This window comes from Rhodococcus sp. H-CA8f, assembly GCF_002501585.1.
In the GTDB taxonomy this organism is placed as follows: Bacteria; Actinomycetota; Actinomycetes; order Mycobacteriales; family Mycobacteriaceae; genus Rhodococcus_F; species Rhodococcus_F erythropolis.
The window spans coordinates 2,438,096-2,452,931 of sequence record NZ_CP023720.1 but is presented as its reverse complement, the minus strand read 5'-3'; the positions used below and the strand labels follow the sequence as shown (position 1 = coordinate 2,452,931).

The following is a 14,836-nucleotide window of genomic DNA, read 5'->3' as shown; positions in this document are numbered from 1 at the left end:
CCGATGAGTAACCGGGACGTTCGCGAGCGAATACTCGACGCCGTTCTGCACGTCGTCGGTACCGACGGCATCCCGGGTGTGAGCAACCGGCGCATCGCCGCGCAGGCCGGCGTCTCACTCGGATCGATCACGTATCACTTCGCGAGCCAGTCGGACATGCTTCGCGCTGCTCTGTCTCGATTCGTGACAGACGAGACGACGCGCCTGCGCGCCTTGGCCGAGGAGTACCGCGACAAAGGTCTCAGCGTCGAGGATGCCGCGGCAATAGCTGAGAAGGTGACGCGAGATCTTTCGTTCTCGGCCGAGCGAATCGCGCCGTTCGAGATGTACATCGCCGCCGGCCGCGACCACGAACTCCACGAAGTTGCGGTCGAATGCTTTGCCGCCTACGACGATTTGACCGTCACGATTCTGACGGCACTCGGCGTACCGGATCCCGAATCGATTGCATCGACGCTCGTTGCCGTCATCACTGGACTCCAACTCCGACGCCTGGCCACCGGCGTCGACGAGCAGGACATCGGCGCGGCGATCCTGAGGGTCCTCCGGCCCCTGTGAGTGGTTAGGCAGTCCCGGGACTCCCTAACCGCTCACGGGGCCGGAGGCCCTAGAAGCCCAGCCGGCCGAGCTGCTTCGGGTCGCGCTGCCAGTCCTTGGCGACCTTGACGTGCAACTCCAGGAAGATCCGCACACCGAGCAGCTTCTCGATCTGCAGGCGCGCACTGGTACCGACTTCCCGCAGACGCGCTCCGCCCTTACCGATGACGATGCCCTTCTGGCTGGGCCGCTCGACGTAGAGCAACGCGTGGACGTCCAGCATCTCGCCCTGCTTCTCGGTGCGTCCTTCGCGCGGGATGACCTCCTCGATCACCACGGCCAGGGAGTGCGGCAATTCCTCACCGAGACCCTCGAGCGCAGCCTCACGGATGAGTTCGGCCATGAGCACCTCTTCGGGCTCGTCCGTCAATTCACCGTCCGGGTAGAAGGCCGGGCCCTCGTCCATCAGACCGGCGAGGACGTCGACCAGGATCTCGACCTGTTCGCCCGACTTCGCGGACACCGGAACGACCTCGGATTCGGGACCGAGCAAGGTGGACAGCGCAAGCAACTGCTTTCCGACGGCGTCGCGGCTGACCTTGTCGATCTTGGTGACGATGCCGACCAGCTTGGTCTTGGGCGCCATCTGACGGATCTGCTGCACGATCCAGCGGTCTCCGGGCCCGATGGCCTCGTCGGCCGGGATGCACAGGCAGATGACGTCGACCTCGGAGTACGTGTCACGAACCAGGTCGTTGAGGCGCTGCCCGAGCAATGTGCGCGGCTTGTGCAGTCCAGGGGTGTCCACCAGGATCAGCTGCGCATGCTCGCGGTGAACGATGCCACGAATCGTATGGCGCGTCGTCTGCGGGCGCGAGGACGTGATCGCGATCTTGCTGCCGACCAACGCATTGGTCAGCGTGGACTTACCCGTATTGGGTCGACCCACGAAACACACGAAGCCTGACCGGAATTCGTTCTTGCTCATAACTGCTCCTCGCTGAACACTCGCTCAGTCATCGGTGTCTTCTGTCTCTTCGTCTTCGGACCGCGGGATGCGCTGCACGAACACCGTGCTGATGCGTACCCGGCCTCGGCCCGTGTTGGTTCCCTCACCGCGCAGGATCAAACCGTCGTATTCCACCTCGGAACCAGGAAGCGGAACTCGGCCGAGTACGTATCCGATCAGCCCGCCGACGGTCTCCACCTCGTCGAGTTCGAGTTCGAGATCGAACAATTCGCCGAGGTCTTCGATGGGAAGCCTCGCGGATACGCGGAACATTCCGTCGCCGAGATCCTCGATGGGCGGCGTCTCGTCCTCGTCGTACTCGTCGGCGATCTCACCGACGATCTCTTCGATGACGTCCTCGATCGTGACCAGCCCGGCGATTCCGCCGTACTCGTCGACGAGGATCGCCATGTGATTGCGGTCGCGCTGCATCTCGGCCAGCAAGCTGTCGAGTGGCTTCGAGTCGGGAACGAAGACCGCCGGCCGCATGACGTCGCAGACGTTGACGTTCCGGCCGCCGTCGGGCAGGTGGTAGGTCTGCTTGACCAGATCCTTGAGGTAGACGACACCGAGCACGTCGTCGACGTTCTCCCCGATGACCGGCAAGCGCGAGTGACCACTGCGCACGGCCAACGACGTCGCCTGTCCGGCATTCTTGTCATTTTCGATCCACACCATGTCGGTGCGAGGCACCATCACCTCGCGTGCCGACGTGTCTCCGAGTTCGAAGACGGACTGGATCATTCGGCGTTCTTCGTCGGCGACGACGCCGCGTTCCTGCGCCATGTCCACGAGTTCACGCAACTCGATTTCCGAAGCGAACGGACCGTTGCGGAAGCCCTTACCCGGGGTCAAGGCGTTACCCACGAGGATCAGGACGCGACTGATCGGCCCGAGCAGAACACCGATCCACAGCAGTGGCAACGACGCGGCCATCGCGATGGAGTACGCATGTTGGCGCCCAAGCGTTCTCGGTCCGACACCGATGACCACGTACGAGACGAGAACCATGATCACCGCGGTGACGGTCAGCGCCCAGCCCAACGAGAGGATGTCGATCAGACCGCCCACGAGTACGACGGTGGCCGTGATCTCGCACAAAATGCGAAGCAGGACCATCAGATTCACGTATCGCGGACGATCGGTCAGAATGCGCTGCACGCGCGCGGCGCCGGCTCGCTCTTCCTTTGCCATCTCGTCGATGCGCGCCGACGAAATGGTGTTGAGCGCCGAGTCGACGGCCGCGAAGACACCACCGACCGGGACAAGAGCAATCGCCAGAACAAAGAGCGCTATGGCGCTACTCACTACAGAACCCCCGGATGCCTGTTATCGGTCCACTCCGTCGACGAAACCGGTCTTGCCGAGCAGCTTCTGATCGCGTTCGGCCAGTGCTGCTTCGCGGTCGATACGGCGAAGGTCTTCGTACCACTCTTCGAGGAGGCTGTTCTGCAAGCCGAACATCTCCTTCTCCTCTTCCGGCTCCGCGTGGTCGTAGCCGAGGAGGTGCAACACACCGTGGACGGTCAGGAGAGCAAGTTCGTGGGCCAGTGAATGCCCGGCTTTGTCAGCCTGATCCGCGGCAAAAGACGGACACAACACGATGTCGCCGAGCATCGACGGTCCCGGCTCCGGGGAATCAGGACGGCCACCCGGCTCGAGTTCGTCCATCGGGAACGACATGACGTCGGTCGGGCCCGGCAGGTCCATCCAGCGAACGTGCAGATCAGCCATCGTCGCGGAGTCGACGAGAACCATCGACAGCTCGGCCGCCGGATGGACATCCATCCGAGCGATCACGAAACGGGCAACGCTGATCAACTCCGGTTCGGAGATGTCCATGCCCGATTCGTTCGAGACCTCGATGCTCATGTGCGACGCTCTTTCCTGGGAAAAGTAGGGGTTGATGCGTCGATCAGCCTACCGTCGCGGTGAATGAGCATGTGCAGCGCGGCGCTGCGCCCGGTTTCCGACGGCCAACTCGCCGGACCGATCCGATTCGTGACGCTCGTAAGCGTCGACGATGTGGGAGACCAGCCGATGACGTACGACGTCACTGCTGTCGAGGGTGGCGAAATGAATATCATCGATCCCGGTGAGGATTTCGGATGCCGCACGCAGACCCGAACGGGCCCCACCAGGTAGATCGACCTGGGTCACGTCTCCGGTGACCACGATCTTGGAACCGAACCCGAGACGGGTCAGGAACATCTTCATCTGCTCGGCCGTGGTGTTCTGCGCTTCGTCCAAGATGATGAAGGCGTCGTTGAGCGTCCGGCCGCGCATGTAGGCGAGCGGAGCGACCTCGATGACTCCGGCCTGCATCAGCTTCGGAATTGCCTCTGGATCCATCATGTCGTGCAATGCGTCGTGGAGTGGGCGCAGGTACGGATCGATCTTCTCGTGCAGCGTGCCGGGCAGAAAGCCCAGTCGCTCGCCGGCCTCGACTGCCGGCCTGGTCAGGATGATCCGAGAGACCTGCTTGGCCTGCAACGCCTGAACGGCCTTGGCCATGGCGAGGTAGGTCTTGCCGGTACCGGCCGGGCCGACTCCGAACACGATGGTGTTCTCGTCGATGGCGTCGACGTAGCGTTTCTGGTTGAGGGTCTTGGGCCGAATCGTCTTGCCCCGACGCGAAAGAATGTCGAGGGAGAGCACCTCGGCCGGAGACTCGCCGACCTCGTTGGTGAGCATGCCGATGGTTCGTCGAACAGCATCCGGTGCGATGGGTTGCCCGCGACCGGCCAGCGACGCCAATTCACTGAACACACGTTCTGCCAGCGCAACGTCTGCAGCCGTCCCCGACAATGTGATAGTTCCGCCACGTACGTGAATGTCGGCACGAAGCTCACGTTCGATCGCGGTGAGATTCTCGTCCGTCGCCCCCAGGATTTGGCGCACGGTCTCCGGCGCCAGATCCATACTCGAACGGACGGTGCGCTCTGCGGGCAGAGCGCGATCGGTGATGGTGGTTACACGGTTCCCGTCGAGTTCACTGTGTTCACTCACGTGGTGAATATGGCCTGCTTTCTGGTCCGATCAGCCCACTCGACTCGTGAGCCTCGATACTTCGAAGTCTAGCGCCAGAGTCGGACACGGCCCACTTGTTAATCGTCCCGGCCTAATCCTCGCGGCGACCGGACGGCAGCGATTCTCGGATCCATTCCGACGCTTCGGCGACGACCTCGGCGCTTCTGTCCGGACTGATACCCGCGATGACCAGGCATACGGCGGCAAAGGATTCGCCAGAGTCGGTGATGAGCCCACTGTTGGCCTGATCGAACAACGTGATCGTGATCGCCTCGGTCATCGCTACCAGAGTCTCAGCCGGCAGGTATGTCGAGAAGGTGCCGTCACGCTGACCTCGCTCGACGACGCTGATACTCACGGCGCGCGCGGGCTCCATCAAATCGAGAATCCGCTGCTCCCCCAACTCTTTGCGAGCAAAACTGAGCAGCATCCGGAATCGATCACCGACCGGCCATGACAGCAATGCCAGTACGGCAGTCGCCAGATCGGGGCGCTCGGGCGGCTCACCGGCTTGGCTCAGCGCAGCAACGAGATCGGTCGACGCCTCGTCCACGATGCCGTTGATCAGCGCCTCACGGCTGTCGAAATGCGCGTACACGGTTCGTCTGACCACACCGGCAGCCTTTGCGACGTCGTCCATGCTCGCATCCGGATCAGCAGCGAACGCCGTGATCGCCGCCTCGATGATGCGATTGCGATTCGCCGCGGCCTGACTACGACGCTGCCTTCCGCCCGATTCGGCAGTTCCCGAAACGACTGTGCCCGAATGCGTCAACGCGCGTTCCACCTCTTTCGACTGCCCAACTGTGATCTAGGTCAATCATAGTTGCACATCGGTGTGCAAGTTATTAACTTACACATCAGTGTGCAAATAGATCGAGGAGTCTCTTCGATCATCAGGAACGGAGTCGCGTCATGACGACACTCATGAGCAAACCTGTCTCGGAGATGGACCAGCCGTACTCACGGCGGTGGGCCGCGCTCGGGGTGTTATGCCTGAGTTTGCTGATCGTCGTGATGGCGAATACCGCGCTGATCGTCGCGGCGCCGGACATGACCAGAGACCTCGGGCTCACCAGCACTCAACTGCAATGGGTCATCGACGGCTACACAGTCCCCTACGCCGCGCTGATGTTGCTGTTCGGCGTGATCGGTGACAAGTACAGTCGCCGCGGAGCGCTTCTGACCGGACTCGCCGTGTTCGCCGGCGGCGCCGTCTTCGGCAGTATCGCGGACACCACCAACGCCGTCATCGCGGCACGAATGATCATGGGCGTCGGCGCCGCGATCATCATGCCCGCGACGCTTTCGCTTCTGGTCGCGACCTTTCCCAAGGCGGAGCGATCACGCGCCATCGCGGCGTGGGCGGCGACGTCGGGTCTGGCGATTGCCCTCGGCCCGCTGTTGGCCGGATGGATTCTCGACAGCCATTCCTGGAGCGTCACTTTCCTGATCAACGTCCCGATCGCCGCAGTCGCTGCCGTCGCCGCCGTAATCCTGGTGCCGCCGAGCAAGGCCGAGCACCTGGGCCGGATCGACTGGATCGGCGGAGCACTCTCGGTGGTCACCATCGGCTCGCTCGTGTACTCGATCATCAACGGATTCCACTTCGGGTGGACCGGCGGACCCATCGGCGCCGCCGTGCTCGCTGCGATCGGCCTCGTCTCGTTCGTCGTCTGGGAACTGCGTCACCCGCAGCCACTGCTCGACGTCCGCAAACTCGGCCAGCGCATGGTCGGCGGCGCGACACTCGCCGTACTTCTGCTCTTCCTGGCCGCCTTCGGTGCCATCTACTTCATCTCACAGCAGTTCCAGTTCATCCTCGGCTACGGCGCACTCGAAACCGGTGTTCGTCTGCTGCCCTTGGCAATTGCCGTTTCGATCGGCGCCGTGGTCAGTGGCCGGATCACTCCGCTGATCGGCGTCCGGGCATCCATCGTCGGCGGCATGGTCGTCGCCGCGGTCGGTGTTCTGATTCTCACGCAGGTAGACGGCGATTCGGGCTACTGGATGTTCGCTGTCCCACTGATCCTGCTCGGCCTGGGCATCGGCTTGAGTGAACCGCCGGCCACCGACGCCATCATGGACAACTTCTCCGAGGACGATCTCGGCGCTGCTGGTGGCCTCAACGACACCGCCATCGAACTCGGCGGCTCTCTGGGAATCGCGATCCTGGGCTCGATCCTCGCTGCGAGCTACAAGGATTCGATCGCAGGATTCATCAGCGGTATGCAGGTTCCACAGTTGACGGGTGAGCTGGCGCAACAGGCCGCGTACGCGATGGAGGTGTCGGGAGAATCCGTCGGCGGCGCTTCGTTGGTCGCCGAAGAGATGGCAGGCAACCCCTTGGCTGCAGCTCAGGCAGCGCCGTTGCTCGACGCCGCCGGCAGTGCCTACGCCGACGCGATTTCGGCGGCCAGCTGGGCGGGCGGCCTTGCACTGTTCGTGGGGGCAGTTGTCGTGGCGTTCATCCTGCCGGGCAAGAAGGCCCCTGTGCAAGAAGGCCCCGTGTCAGTCTGACGTGCTCGGAGCCAGCGGGTCTTCGGCGAGAACCAACTCGCGGGAGACCCGCCAGGACTCGGTCGAGGGTGAGAGGAATGCGTCGTGTCCTTCGCCCTCGATCACGCGCAGTGCCACGGGATCACCAGCCGCTTCGGCAGCCTTCGCATACCGGGAGCTCACCTTGGCCGGCACCTGCAGATCCTCCGCACCCGTGACGCACACAACGGGTACGCCGATCGGCAGTCGATGCTGTGGCGACGCATTGCGATACAGATCCGGGTCCGCTTCGAACGGAACGCCGAACAGATCCTCGATGAAACTGATCCGTCGTCCACGCTCGCCTGCCGACGCCAGATCGAGTGCGGCAGCCTGCGCGATGACCCGTTCAGGCCGGGTGAACGTGTCCTTCTCCCCCGCCAGCCACACTGCAAGATGTCCGCCGGCCGAATGCCCGAGCAGGCGAATCTGATTCAGATCGAATTCGGCTGAGGACTTCGCGGCAACCAGTCCGGGGATTTCGTCGTATGCCGTTTTCACGTCGGCGGACATTTCCGGCCAACCACCGCCCGCCCCGAGGCGGCGGTATTCGATGTTCCACACTGCGACGCCGTGCCGCGCGAGTTCGACGGCAAATGCGGTGCCCAGATTCAATCCGTACTGCCCGCTCCAGAAGCCGCCGTGGATCTGCATGACGATCGGGATCGGGCCGTCAACCGCCTCGTCTGGAACGTAGAGATGCCCGAACTGTTGCTCGTGTCGGCCGTACGGAATCTTGAATCGAGGCACCGAGGAAATCTATCTCAGGCGAGGGCGCTGCCTGCGGCCCAGTCTGCCCACGAGAGGGTCCAGTCGCCGTTCTGCCACACCTCCAGCGGAGCCCCGCCGGTGTTCTTGATCTCGACGACATCCCCTGGCTGCGAGAAATCGAAGAACCATTTGGCATTGGCCGCACTGAGATTGAGGCAACCGTGCGAGGTGTCGGTGTTTCCCTGCGCCCAGACGGTGCTCTCCAACTCGTGAAGATAGATACCGTCCGTGCTGATGCGGGTGGCCCAGTTGATGGATTCCTTGTAGCCCAGGCGCGAGTTGATCGGCAGACCGTAGGTCGACGAATCCATGATGACGGGATTGGCCTTGTCCATCACGGTGTACGTGCCGGGCTGGGTCCAGAACGAGAGCGTCGTGCCGCCGATCGTTTCGGTGCCGCCCATACCCATCGAGGTCGGCATTTCCTTGATCACCTGACCGTTTTCGTAGACGGTCACCATCTTGGTGTTGTCGTCGGCGACCGAGACGTGGGAGTCGCCGATCTTGAAGGACACGGTGTCGTCCTGTTGGCCGTACAGTCCGTTGCCGAGTTGCTTGCCGTAGATGTTCGCGTTCACCGAGACCGTCGTGCCTGGTGCGTAGTAATTCTGCGGACGCCAGTGAACGTTCTGACCGTCGACCCAGTACCACGATCCTTGTACGGGCGGATTGGTGGTGACCACCAGAGACTTCTCGGCCGCGGCTTTGTCACCGATCAACTCGTCGAAATGAACGGCGACGACAGTACCGACGCCGTACGTGCCACCGTCCGAAATCGAGGCGCCACCGGTGGTGTTGATGTACGCGCGAGTCTGATTACTCGGCGCGACGGTGGTCAGCGTCGTGTTCTTGGTCGTGGCAACACCATTCGCGTCGACGGCATCGACGACAAGCTTGTAGGTCTTGCCGTATCCGAGTGGTTCGCTCGGCTTCCAGGACGTCTTGTCAGGCGTCGTGATACCGGCGACTTCCTTACCTTCGGGATTGGTCAGCGCGACGGTCGTCAGTGTTCCCTTCGCGACCTGGACCTCGATGGGATCGAGGGGGCTCACGGGGGTTCCGCCGTCGGCGGGAGTGACGGTGACGAGCGCCTCGCTGGTCGGTGTGGTGGTGACTGCATTACCGGAAGAGCCCGGGTTGTCTCCGGTGGAGACGGTGCACCCCGCAACCAGCATCATCGCCGCCGCGGCACACACCGCTCCGGCAATTCGCATATGCGCACGTGACAACATCTGGCCTCCTGAAATCCCCGAACCAACTCACGCCGAAGGCGACCCCCGACGTCCTTACGATAGTGCGCAAATCTGACACTTCGCTGAGCGCCGGATCCGATTCAGCTCGGGATCACACCAACGTCAGTGCAGTCACAACAAGATCAGTGCAGTCACAACAAGATCAGTGCAGTGGCCGTGGTCCCCAGCGATCGGTCAGCACTCCGATGGCGCCCAGAGCGACGGCTCCGGCAGTCGACGTGCGCAGGACCGTCGGCCCGAGAAGCACCGGAGTGGCCCCGGCCTCCGACAACGCACTGATCTCCGAATCGTCGAGCCCACCTTCGGGACCGACAACGAGAAATACCTCGTCCGCGCTCGCCAACGGCAAGCCGGCCAACGGCGTCGTCGCCGATTCGTGAAGCACCGCAACCACAGCGCCGCGGGCAACGGCGTCGCGAACCAACGCGATCACCGCCGCCGTCTTGTGCAGATCCGAAATCTCCGGGACGAACGCGCGTCTGGACTGCTTCGCCGCAGACACTGCCGCACTTCGCCAGCGTGCGACGCCCTTGGCGAGCTTCGGGCCTTCCCATTTGGCGACACAACGCAGGGACTGCCACGGAATCACGGCGTCGATACCAGCCTCGGTGGCCAGTTCGACGGCCAACTCGGAGCGCTCGGCCTTGGGCAGTGCCTGAATCAGGGTCACCAACGGCTTGGGCTGCTCGAGAACCTGAACGTCGCTGACCAACAGTTCGAGGCGATCCTTGCCGACGCTCGTCACCTCGGCGTCGGCTACCCGGCCACGGCCGTCGGCCAACACCAAACGCTCGCCGACACCGATCCGGCGGACAGTGGCCGCGTGGCGACCCTCCTGCCCGTCCAGAACTGCGATTTCACCGACGCCGGGAACCGGGTCGAGAAAGAAGACCGTTGCGGCCACCGTCAGCGGCCGCTGAATGCTTCGCGAAGACGCGAGAACAGACCACCGCTGTTCTGCGACGTCGTCGAAACGACCTCGGCCTCGTCACGATCGCGGAGCAGCTTGAATTCCTTGAGCAGCTTGGACTGCTTGTGATCGAGGCGGCTCGGGATGACCACCTCGAGGTGAGCGTGGACGTCGCCGCGCACTCCCGACCGCAGTTTCGGCATACCGTGACCGCGAAGAACAGCAACGTGCCCGGGCTGGGTGCCTGGCTCGATGGTGATTTCCTTGGGGCCGTCGATGATGGTGTCGACGGTGACGCTGGTACCCAGTGCTGCGTCGACCATGGGAACACGGATGGTGCAGTGCAGGTCTTCACCGTCCCGAACGAAGACGTCGTGCTGCTGCTCGACGATCTCGACGTAGAGGTCGCCGGGGTGTCCGCCGCCTGGGCCGACTTCACCGTGCGCAGTCAAACGGATGCGCATGCCACCGGCAACGCCCGCCGGAACCTTCACCGTGATGTCGCGCTTGGCCCGAACTCGGCCGTCGCCGCCACACTTGTGGCAGGGATCCGGGATGGTCTCACCGGCACCGCGGCACGTCGGGCAGGGACGCGAGGTCATGACCTGACCGAGGAACGAGCGCTGGATGGACTGAACTTCGCCGGCACCGTTGCAGGTCTCACAGCGGACAGGCTTGGAGTCGCCGTTGGTTCCGGCTCCGGTGCAGCTGTCGCACAGAATGGCCGTCTCGACGGTCACGTGCTTGCTGACGCCCGTCGCACATTCTGCGAGAGTCAGCTTGGTGCGAAGCAACGAGTCGGCTCCGGGCTGAACGCGACCGCGCGGCCCACGACCTGCGCCGCCACCGCCGCCGAAGAAGGCTTCGAAGACGTCGCCGAGGCCACCGCCACCGAATCCGCCGCCGAAGCCACCACCTCCGCCGCCACCGGACTCGAGCGGGTCTCCGCCGAGATCGACGATGCGACGCTTCTCCGGGTCGGTCAGGACCTCGTAGGCCGTCGAGATCTCCTTGAACTTGGCCTGCGCCGCCTCGTCAGGGTTGACGTCCGGGTGCAGTTCGCGTGCCAGCTTGCGGTAAGCGCGCTTGAGCTCCTGGTCTGTCGCGTTCTTGCCGACGCCGAGCAATCCGTAGTAATCCCGTGCCACGTTGAGTCTCTCGTCCTTCTCTTACTTCTAGGTTTTCCTCAGTCCTCGCGAGGAGGTGTGCCGACCAAATGTCGACGTCCGTCATCGCTCGGAGAGAACTTCGCCGATGTATCTGGCAACGGCGGCAACCGATGCAATTGTTCCCGGATAGTCCATCCGAGTGGGTCCGAGCACACCGACACCACCGAAAACGGTACCGGCCGCGCCGTAGCCAGTCGAAATCACGGAGGTTCCGCGCATCTGTTCGACCTGCGTCTCTTCACCGATCTGGACGGTGACCGTGCCGGAATTCTGAGTCGCAGCGAGCAGTTTGAGGACCACTACCTGCTCTTCCAGTGCTTCGAGCACTGCGCGCAGCGAACCGGGGAAGCCGGCCAGACCGGAGAAATCGGCGGCGTTGCGCGTGAGGTTGGAGGTTCCGCCCAGAACGAGGCGATCTTCCGGATGTTCGACCAGGGTCTCGACCAGAACCGTTGCCGACCGGATCACGGCGTCGCGCAGGTCGGCCGGAGACTCGTCGGCCAGTTCCGCCACGGCAATCGACGCGGCGGCCAGGCGCTTGCCTTCCAGGGCCCCGCCGAGAAGCGCACGCAACCGGGAAAGGTCTTCGTCTTCGAGGACGTCCCCGAGCTCGACGATTCGCTGATCGACTCGCCCGGAATCGGTGATGAGAACGAGAAGCAGGCGCGCCGGCGTCAATGCGACCACCTCGAGGTGGCGAACCGACGACGCGGACAGCGACGGGTACTGGACAACCGCGACCTGACGGGTCAGTTGCGCGAGCAGTCGCACCCCGCGACGCAGAACGTCGTCGAGGTCGACACCCGACTCCAAGAACTCCAGGATCGCTCGGCGCTCGGGCCCGGACATGGGCTTGACGTCGGCGATGCGATCGACGAATTCGCGGTATCCCTTGTCGGTCGGAACGCGGCCGGAACTGGTGTGCGGTTGGGCGATGTAGCCCTCGGCCTCGAGGAATGCCATGTCGTTGCGCACAGTGGCGCTCGACACTCCGAGGTTGTGACGCTCGACCAGGGCCTTGGATCCCACCGGGTCCTGGGTGGAGACGTAATCGGCCACGATTGCACGTAAGACCTCGAAACGCCTGTCGTCGGTACTCGACATCGTTGCCACCTCCGTTTCCTGAACAGAACGAACACCGACATTTACACATCGGTTCCCACTGGCAGTCTAATCGCCCGAGCGCCAGAGACGGCTGTTGCCCTTACTGTGGAGTGAGATCGGCGAAGGGTCGATCGCACAACCATGGACAAGGCGGCACATGATCTTCAAAGGCGTGATGGACGGCAAACCGTATCCCGATCACGGACTGTCTCTACGCGACTGGTCGAAGTTCCCTCCACGTCAGGTTCGACTCGACGAGATCGTGACCACCACGAAGGTCCTCGAACTCGATCGCCTGCTGTCGGAGGACTCGACCTTCTACGGCGATCTGTTCCCTCACGCAGTGCAGTGGCGCGGCACTCTCTACCTCGAGGACGGCCTGCACCGAGCGGTTCGTTCGGCCCTGCGAAACCGCGTCGTGCTGCACGCGCGTGTCTTCGACTTCGACGCGATGCCCGGTGTCATCGAGGGCGTCCGCTGACGCTCACGCGACTCAGGCGCCGAGACTCAACCGACGAACGCGAGCAGTGCGGGATTCGGCTGCCCCGGCCAGGTTCCGGTGAGCGTCGCCGAGCCTGACACTCGATCTGCGTCGATCACTCTCACCACGGTCAATTCCAGTTCTCCCGCGCTGATGATCGTGTCGGTGCCGACTGTCGAGCAGGTCACCGATTCGACGTCCGGTACGGAAGCGCCGGCCGTACCGCTGCCTACTACGTGAGCCGTCACCGTGATGTGATCGGCGGAGTCCGCGAAAACCAGATCGACTCCGGCCCCACCGGTCAGAATCGCGGTCGCCACCGCGCTCACGTAGACCGGATCGCAGCAAGCGTCGTACACCCACCGCTCGCCCAGTACCGAATGATCCATGGTTGTGATCAGCGCAGTCTCCGCCCCGTCCAGCGGAGCACCACGATAAGTGAGCGGGACCTGAAGAATTCGACCGTCGGCAGAGCGGAGCAGATGCGTCTCGACTCCGACCTCACCGTCCGGGTCGTCGAAACGATAGGCGTCGACGCGTTCGAGCGTCGAACAGTCGACCGACCCGATCCATGGCTGCTTAGGCGCCCACGCTCGGAGCAGGTCGTTCTTGGACGGATTCAGCTGCGCACGATGAATGATGGCCACCACGGCCACATTACGCGGCAAAGGATGGTGCCGCGTCAGGTCAGGATCGTGCGAATCACCGCATCAGCGAGCAGGCGACCACGGTCGGTGAGAACCACGTGATCGTTCTCGATCACGGCCAACCGGTCGACTACCACCTGTTCGGCCGAAAGGCGTTCGGATGCAGACAGTTCCGACAACGGAAGTCCCGTACGCAACCGCGCGGTCAACATGACGCGCTCCATGTGTTCGTCCTCGGCGGTCAGTTCTTCGCTGCCGCCGACGGGAAGTTCACCGAGGGCCAACTGTTCCGCGTACCGTGCCGGGTGCTTGACGTTCCACCACCGCACTCCGCCGACGTGACTGTGCGCGCCCGGTCCGGCGCCCCACCAGTCACCACCGTCCCAGTAGCCGAGGTTGTGACGGCACCGGGTGTCACCGGAGTCCGCGGTTTCCGCCTTTGCCCAGTTGGAGACCTCGTACCAGTGCAAGCCGGCCTCGGACAGGCGTGAATCGATTCGTTCGTATCGTGAGGCCAGCACGTCGTCGTCCGGCGCGGGCAGCTCGCCGCGCCTGACCTTGCGAGCCATGGCGGTGCCGTCCTCGACGATCAACGCGTAGGCCGAGACGTGGTCGACATCGGCGGAGAGAACCGCATCGAGTGAGGCGTCCAGATCTTGGTCTCGCTCCCCTGGCGTTCCATAGATCAAATCCAAGTTCACGTGCGAAAAACCAGCTGCGCGAGCCTCTTTCGCGGCAGCGACGGCGCGGCCGGGAGTGTGGGTGCGGTCGAGGATCTTCAGGACGTGCTGAGCCGCGGACTGCATGCCGAGGGAAATGCGGGTGAATCCCGCACTGCGGAGAGCGTCGAAGAATTCCGGCGACGTCGATTCGGGGTTCGATTCCGTGGTCACTTCGGCGCCGGACGCCAAGCCGAAGCTGCTGCGAACCGCCGACAACACGTCGGACAGCCCGTCGCCACCGAGCAGCGACGGCGTTCCACCGCCCACGAACACCGTCTCGGCCGCCGGGGCGCCCGTCATCTCGGCCGCGAGATCGAGTTCGCGTCGCAAACCCTCCAGCCACGACTGCGGCGACGCCGAGGTTCCGAGCTCACCGGCCGTGTAGGTGTTGAAATCGCAGTACCCACACCTGGTGGCACAGAACGGGACGTGGATGTAGATCCCGAACGGCCGTTTCCCGACACCCTCGAGCGATCGCGCGGGCAAGGCGAAGGGCGTCGCCTCGCTCTGTCGAGTGGGAGTCGTGCTGGTGGCATTCACGCCTCCAGTGTCCCAGCATCCGGAACGCACACCTATTCAGCCTGCGATGCAGGTCGGCGCGTGGCCTGAACTCGATATTTCCCCCGTTTTTCGTGGAAATATGCGCCCGAGTCGGAATTATCGAG

General features: G+C 63.5%; 15 protein-coding genes. 3 read left to right on the top strand and 12 right to left on the bottom strand.

Features of this window, described 5'->3' with window-relative positions; all coding sequences use genetic code 11:
* The first annotated feature begins 3 nt into the window (after positions 1-3).
* Positions 4-558, top strand: coding sequence for a TetR/AcrR family transcriptional regulator (locus CPI83_RS11575; protein ID WP_019749017.1), 555 nt, complete (start codon positions 4-6; stop codon positions 556-558).
* A 49-nt stretch (positions 559-607) separates the two neighbouring features.
* Here CPI83_RS11575 and era read toward each other — a convergent pair whose 3' ends face one another.
* The 5 genes from era to CPI83_RS11550 all read right to left on the bottom strand — a co-directional run bounded on the left by era (position 608) and on the right by CPI83_RS11550 (position 5,363).
* On the bottom strand, positions 608-1,525 hold the full coding sequence (era, locus tag CPI83_RS11570; RefSeq protein WP_019749018.1) for a GTPase Era: 918 nt from the start codon (positions 1,523-1,525) through the stop codon (positions 608-610).
* Between the two features lie 24 nt (positions 1,526-1,549).
* Entirely contained in the window at positions 1,550-2,854 is a 1,305-nt protein-coding gene (locus tag CPI83_RS11565) for a hemolysin family protein (protein ID WP_019749019.1), read from the bottom strand.
* 21 nt (positions 2,855-2,875) lie between these two features.
* Positions 2,876-3,418, bottom strand: a complete 543-nt coding sequence (ybeY, locus tag CPI83_RS11560; RefSeq protein ID WP_003944525.1) for an rRNA maturation RNase YbeY — start codon at positions 3,416-3,418, stop codon at positions 2,876-2,878.
* Positions 3,419-3,466: 48 nt separating this feature from the next.
* Positions 3,467-4,468, bottom strand: a complete 1,002-nt coding sequence (locus tag CPI83_RS11555) for a PhoH family protein (protein ID WP_232816930.1) — start codon at positions 4,466-4,468, stop codon at positions 3,467-3,469.
* A gap of 199 nt (positions 4,469-4,667) precedes the next feature.
* Positions 4,668-5,363, bottom strand: a complete 696-nt coding sequence (locus CPI83_RS11550; protein ID WP_020908189.1) for a TetR/AcrR family transcriptional regulator — start codon at positions 5,361-5,363, stop codon at positions 4,668-4,670.
* Positions 5,364-5,491: 128 nt separating this feature from the next.
* On the opposite strand from CPI83_RS11550, the gene CPI83_RS11545 reads away from it, so the two are divergent.
* On the top strand, positions 5,492-7,096 hold the full coding sequence (locus tag CPI83_RS11545) for an MFS transporter (RefSeq protein WP_046378752.1): 1,605 nt from the start codon (positions 5,492-5,494) through the stop codon (positions 7,094-7,096).
* On the opposite strand, the gene CPI83_RS11540 is transcribed toward CPI83_RS11545, so the two are convergent.
* The 5 genes from CPI83_RS11540 to hrcA all read right to left on the bottom strand — a co-directional run bounded on the left by CPI83_RS11540 (position 7,088) and on the right by hrcA (position 12,321).
* Positions 7,088-7,864: an alpha/beta hydrolase gene (locus tag CPI83_RS11540; RefSeq protein WP_021333395.1), complete on the bottom strand. Its 777-nt coding sequence runs from the start codon at positions 7,862-7,864 to the stop codon at positions 7,088-7,090. The genes CPI83_RS11545 and CPI83_RS11540 overlap by 9 nt on opposite strands.
* Positions 7,865-7,878: 14 nt before the next feature.
* Positions 7,879-9,117 carry an Ig-like domain-containing protein gene (locus tag CPI83_RS11535; protein ID WP_020908192.1) on the bottom strand — a complete coding sequence of 413 codons (1,239 nt, stop codon included), beginning with the start codon at positions 9,115-9,117 and terminating at the stop codon, positions 7,879-7,881.
* A 163-nt stretch (positions 9,118-9,280) separates the two neighbouring features.
* The gene (locus tag CPI83_RS11530) at positions 9,281-10,042 is read right to left on the bottom strand and encodes a 16S rRNA (uracil(1498)-N(3))-methyltransferase (protein WP_021333396.1); all 762 of its coding nucleotides are present in this window, start codon (positions 10,040-10,042) and stop codon (positions 9,281-9,283) included.
* Between the two features lie 2 nt (positions 10,043-10,044).
* On the bottom strand, positions 10,045-11,196 hold the full coding sequence (dnaJ, locus tag CPI83_RS11525) for a molecular chaperone DnaJ (protein ID WP_097387238.1): 1,152 nt from the start codon (positions 11,194-11,196) through the stop codon (positions 10,045-10,047).
* An 81-nt stretch (positions 11,197-11,277) separates the two neighbouring features.
* Positions 11,278-12,321, bottom strand: coding sequence for a heat-inducible transcriptional repressor HrcA (gene hrcA, locus CPI83_RS11520; protein WP_019749027.1), 1,044 nt, complete (start codon positions 12,319-12,321; stop codon positions 11,278-11,280).
* 157 nt (positions 12,322-12,478) lie between these two features.
* On the opposite strand from hrcA, the gene CPI83_RS11515 reads away from it, so the two are divergent.
* On the top strand, positions 12,479-12,802 hold the full coding sequence (locus tag CPI83_RS11515) for a type II toxin-antitoxin system VapB family antitoxin (protein ID WP_003944521.1): 324 nt from the start codon (positions 12,479-12,481) through the stop codon (positions 12,800-12,802).
* Positions 12,803-12,828: 26 nt separating this feature from the next.
* Here CPI83_RS11515 and CPI83_RS11510 read toward each other — a convergent pair whose 3' ends face one another.
* Both CPI83_RS11510 and hemW read right to left on the bottom strand, forming a co-directional pair.
* Positions 12,829-13,449, bottom strand: coding sequence for a hypothetical protein (locus CPI83_RS11510; protein ID WP_097388176.1), 621 nt, complete (start codon positions 13,447-13,449; stop codon positions 12,829-12,831).
* 35 nt (positions 13,450-13,484) lie between these two features.
* Complete coding sequence (gene hemW, locus CPI83_RS11505) at positions 13,485-14,711, bottom strand: radical SAM family heme chaperone HemW (RefSeq protein ID WP_097387237.1); 1,227 nt, start codon at positions 14,709-14,711, stop codon at positions 13,485-13,487.
* Between the last annotated feature and the right edge of the window lie 125 nt (positions 14,712-14,836).

Excerpts from the sequence above, each read along its gene's own strand:
- CPI83_RS11575 (WP_019749017.1), top strand. The coding sequence starts at position 4 with ATGAGTAACCGGGACGTTCGCGAGCGAATACTCGACGCCGTTCTGCAC.
- CPI83_RS11515 (WP_003944521.1), top strand. The coding sequence starts at position 12,479 with ATGATCTTCAAAGGCGTGATGGACGGCAAACCGTATCCCGATCACGGA.
- hrcA (WP_019749027.1), bottom strand. The coding sequence starts at position 12,321 with ATGTCGAGTACCGACGACAGGCGTTTCGAGGTCTTACGTGCAATCGTG.
- ybeY (WP_003944525.1), bottom strand. The coding sequence starts at position 3,418 with ATGAGCATCGAGGTCTCGAACGAATCGGGCATGGACATCTCCGAACCG.
- CPI83_RS11535 (WP_020908192.1), bottom strand. The coding sequence starts at position 9,117 with ATGTTGTCACGTGCGCATATGCGAATTGCCGGAGCGGTGTGTGCCGCG.
- era (WP_019749018.1), bottom strand. The coding sequence starts at position 1,525 with ATGAGCAAGAACGAATTCCGGTCAGGCTTCGTGTGTTTCGTGGGTCGA.
- CPI83_RS11545 (WP_046378752.1), top strand. The coding sequence starts at position 5,492 with ATGACGACACTCATGAGCAAACCTGTCTCGGAGATGGACCAGCCGTAC.
- CPI83_RS11555 (WP_232816930.1), bottom strand. The coding sequence starts at position 4,468 with ATGGATCTGGCGCCGGAGACCGTGCGCCAAATCCTGGGGGCGACGGAC.